The organism is Xanthovirga aplysinae (assembly GCF_009711365.1).
Taxonomy (GTDB): Bacteria; Bacteroidota; Bacteroidia; order Cytophagales; family Cyclobacteriaceae; genus Xanthovirga; species Xanthovirga aplysinae.
Map to the genome: position 1 here is coordinate 1 of NZ_SMMB01000219.1, position 735 is coordinate 735.

The 735-nt window shown below is 39.5% G+C and carries 1 protein-coding gene; it reads right to left on the bottom strand.

Going from position 1 to position 735, the window contains the following annotated elements; all coding sequences use genetic code 11:
- Window positions 1-606, bottom strand: a 606-nt coding sequence (locus tag E1171_RS00475) for a hypothetical protein (RefSeq protein WP_155203045.1), incomplete at its 3' end; no start/stop codon positions are given.
- Window positions 607-735: the final 129 nt, after the last annotated feature.

The window sequence follows — 735 nt, forward strand, 5'->3', positions numbered from 1 at the left end:
ATTCCAATCATTTCTGTCGCCATTTATTTCATTAATATCCTCAACAATATCGTTATTATCGCCCTCTTGGCTAGCCCAGATTTCTTGACGGTTGTGGTCATTGTTATTACCACTTATTTGATTTACATCGTCAATGTCCTGATCATCCCCATTCTGATCAGCCTCAATTATTTGGCTATTTCCATCATTTCGGTTTCCATCAATTTCGTTACTAAAATCGATATCTTGCAGTTCTCCGTCTTGCCGGGCTCTTAACCTTTGGGTGTTCCAATTGTTGTTATTGCCTTCAAAATCATTTACGTCATTAATTTGCTGTTCATCCCCATCTTGTCGGGCCCACACGGATTGTTGATTTTGTTCATTACGATTGCCATCAATCAAATTGTTATTATTAACTTCATGTGGATCGCCATTGCCATTTTGCCTAAAAAGAACGGACTGTTTATTATGGTCGTTATTATTCCCCGTTATGTGGTTATTTTCGAGTGCCCTATGCCCCCCGCTCTGGGCACCCACTGCATTTTGGTTGTTGTGGTCATTTCCTTGGGCCATAGCAAGGTGTGCTATACCGTAAATGGCCAGGATGGTTAGGATTACTTTTTTCATTTTTTTAAAACATTTCACGAAGGTGAAAGGGGTAAATTAGTGGTCAAAAGAAGGTAATAAATGAGGGAATGTCAAAAGGAAGGTTAAAAGCTCAAATAGAATAACCCAAAGTTGCAAAGCCCCATTGGA